At 82.1% G+C, this 2130-nt stretch carries 3 protein-coding genes; all 3 read right to left on the bottom strand.

Annotated elements, in window-relative coordinates; genetic code table 11:
• On the bottom strand, window positions 1-538 hold a 538-nt coding region (locus CS2_RS18185), incomplete at its 3' end, for a hypothetical protein (RefSeq protein ID WP_156442219.1).
• The gene (locus CS2_RS18180; RefSeq protein WP_169798672.1) at window positions 535-1056 is read right to left on the bottom strand and encodes a type II secretion system F family protein; all 522 of its coding nucleotides are present in this window, start codon (window positions 1054-1056) and stop codon (window positions 535-537) included. The genes CS2_RS18180 and CS2_RS18185, both read right to left, overlap by 4 nt.
• Window positions 1057-1277: 221 nt before the next feature.
• Window positions 1278-2130, bottom strand: an 853-nt coding sequence (locus tag CS2_RS18175; RefSeq protein WP_070321013.1) for a TadA family conjugal transfer-associated ATPase, incomplete at its 5' end; no start/stop codon positions are given.

Genomic DNA, 2130 nt, shown 5'->3' with positions numbered 1-2130 from the left:
CGCGCCGCCGCCGGTCGGCCGCCGCGCGCAGCAGCGGCCCCGGGGACGACCCCGCGTCCCACCCGACGCGCAGGGCCGCGCCAACGGCGGCGACCGCCGCGGGCGCACCGGCCCACGCGACGTCCCACGGCGCGCCCATCCCGAGGGCCGTGCCAGCCCGGACGAGCGCGTCGCCGTCGGCGCCGCCCAGGTGGCGGCCCGTGCCGACGAGCGCGGCGGGCACTGCGGCTCCGCCGCGGACGGCGGCGGCGCACAGGTCGAGCACGAACGCGGGGTCGAGCGGCGCGGTCGTCAGGTCGGGAACCCGCAGGTCGCCACGGTGGCGACGCGCCCGGCGACGCCGCGCACGAGGGCTCCCGCCCCCCGGCCCGTCCCCGGCGCCGGTGCGTCCCCCGGTCCCCCCGGCGCCCGGGGCACGGGGTGCCCGCGCGACGCGCCACGGCAGCGCCCCCAGCAGCACCGCGAGCGCGACCACGACGCCGGCCGCCGCGGCCGGGCCCACGTCACCCGCCGTCGGTGCGACGAGCCCGGCCGTCACGGCACCACCGCGCGCCGCAGCAGCGCCCGCACCCACGCGTGCCCGGCGGCGGCGAGCACGAGACCCGCGGCGCCGAGTGCGCTGCCGACGCCGCCGCCCGTCAGCACCGCCCACGGCCGCGCGCCGATGGCGGCGCCCACGAGCAGCCCCAGCACGGGCAGGAGGACCAGCACACGGGCCGTGGCGCGCGGGCCCGCGAGCGCGGCCGCGAGGTCGGCGGACTGCTCGGCGTCGGCTGCGACGGCGTCCGCGAGGTCCGCGAGGACGTCGGCCAGCGGGGCACCGGTCTCGGCGGCGACGCGCGTGCCCGCGAGCACGGCACGGACGCGGGCACGGTGCGCGGCGTCGTCCCGCCCCCCGGCGCGGCGCGCGCCCACGCGGCCCGCGCCGCGCCCCACGGCCAGCAGGGCGGGTGCCGGTGGGGTGCCGTCGTCGGCCCCGGGGACGCCCAGCACGGAGCGCCACGCGTCGGGCGGCGGCACGCCCGCCCGCAGCTGCGACGCGACGGCGTGCAGCACGGTGGCGAGGTCCCCGGCAGCGCCGTCGCGCGCGGTCGCCGCGGGCCCGGTGCGGTCCTCGCGGGGCCGTCCGCCGGTGCGCGGTCGCCGCGTGCGCCCCACCGGCCCGGGCGGCAGCGGACGGCCGGGCCTGGGACGCCCCGGACCGCACGGCAGCCGACGCACCGGTGGTCCGCACGCCGCGACCACGGCCAGCGCGACGAGCGCCGCGACGAACGGCGTCACGGGCCGTCCCGCGGGACGTGACCGAGCCGCGCCGCGAGTCGCGACCACCCGTCGCCACGACGGATCCGCCCCGCCGCGTCGACGTCGAGCGCGGTGCGCACCTCGAGGCCGCCGTCGGTGTCGCGCCGCACGACGACGCCCACCTCGGCGAGGTACCGGCGTCCGGCGTCCGTGCCGTGCCGGACGCGGCGCACGTGCAGCACGGCGTCGACCGCGCTCGCGGCCTGGGCGGCCACGGCGGCGCGGTCGAGGCCCGCGAGCGCGGCGAGGGCCTCGAGCCGCGCAGGGACGTCGGCGGCGGTGTTGGCGTGCAGCGTCGCGCACCCGCCCTCGTGGCCCGTGTTGAGCGCCGCGAGCACCTCGCGGACCTCGGCGCCGCGGCACTCGCCGAGGACGATCCGGTCCGGTCGCATGCGCAGCGCCTGGCGCACGAGGTCGGCGAGGTGGACCCCGCCGGCGCCGTCGACGTTGGGGGCGCGCGCGGTGAGGCGCACCACGTGCGGGTGGTCGGCGACGAGCTCGCCCGCCTCCTCGACCAGCACGACGCGCTCGTCGTGCGGGACCGTGGACAGCAGCGCGGCGAGCAGCGTCGTCTTGCCGGCGCCCGTGGCGCCCGAGACCAGCAGGTTGGCGCGCGCGTCGACGAGGGCCCGCAGCAGCGGGACGAGCGGCGGCGCGACCGTGCCGGACGCGGCGAGGTCCGTGAGCGTGAACGCGCACGGCCGCACGACCCGCAGGCTCAGCGTGGTGCACGCGTCGGTGAGGGGCGGCAGCACGGCGTGCAGCCGCGTGCCGTCGGGCAGGCGGGCGTCGACGGTGGGGGCGGCGTCGTCGAGGCGGCGTCCGGCG

Origin of the sequence: Cellulomonas iranensis NBRC 101100 = JCM 18110, from assembly GCF_001552375.1 — a bacterium.
Classification (GTDB): Bacteria; Actinomycetota; Actinomycetes; order Actinomycetales; family Cellulomonadaceae; genus Cellulomonas; species Cellulomonas iranensis.
The sequence above is the reverse complement of the archived record's forward strand: the minus strand, read 5'-3'. Positions and strand labels throughout refer to the sequence as shown.